An 876-nucleotide genomic window follows, 5' to 3' on the forward strand; every position below is an offset into this window, starting at 1 on the left:
GCAAAAAGTAGCTATCAGCGTTTTGTTAATGTGGTTGACGAAGTATTTGGTTCTCATGAAGGGCTATGTTTAAACGCAGGGGGAAGCCCAACTTATTCCTTGTATCAGCAAGGCGATTTTAGGAATGAATTAGCAGTTTCGTCAGCTCTGGTTAAGCCCAGCGACTTTGATATTCCAACTCTGGAGCATCATGTGCCTGCCGCATTTATTGCTGCCCCCATTTTAAAGGTAATTGAAAAACCAAGTTTGCCCATTGCTTCATCTTTATCTCCTTTTTTGCGGAGTGCGAAGCTGTTACCGAAGAAGGCGTGCTTTATTTATGGTGGCAATTGGCTTGCTGATCCGTGCTATCCAGAAGGCTCTGAACGAGTGAAGTTGTACGGTTGCTCAAGCAATCAGGAAATGTATTCGCTTGCAGAGTCTTCTGAGCTAAAGCCTAACGACTATATGTTCTTCCGGCCCAGACAAAGTGAAGCCTTGTTTCTCCAGTTCGGGCAAATAGCTGTCTATGATCAGGGAAAGATTGTTGCTTGGTGGTCTGTATTTGATACCTCAAAAACACCTCGCTGGGAGCAATAGTTGTAGTGATGGGTATTTTCTTTATTCTCGTTTTACTCAGCTTTCCCGCTGTGTTGATTGTCGCTGCTCAGCGCTGGGCCATTCTCGACAAGCTGGGTGTCGTGGTGTTGGCTTTTGCCTCGGGTATTGTGCTATCGGGTTTCAATATCCAGAACTACTTGCCCGGTAGCGATGTGCTCTCGATCCAAACTCAGGTAACTGAAGTCGCCATAGCCTTGGCAATTCCAATGCTGGCTTTTTCAATGGATATTAAGTCTGCTTTTCACTTGGCTGGGCCAACGATTAAAGCCATGATTC

At 45.5% G+C, this 876-nt stretch carries 1 protein-coding gene and 1 pseudogene; both read left to right on the forward strand.

Annotated features, from left to right (window positions below):
* Positions 1 to 579 (forward strand): annotated as a pseudogene (locus A3756_RS28430) (type III pyridoxal 5-phosphate-dependent enzyme); the annotation flags it as partial.
* 5 nt (positions 580 to 584) lie between these two features.
* The coding region (locus A3756_RS25465) for a hypothetical protein (protein WP_197481542.1) at positions 585 to 876 on the forward strand (292 nt) is incomplete at its 3' end.

The organism is Oleiphilus sp. HI0086 (assembly GCF_001635225.1).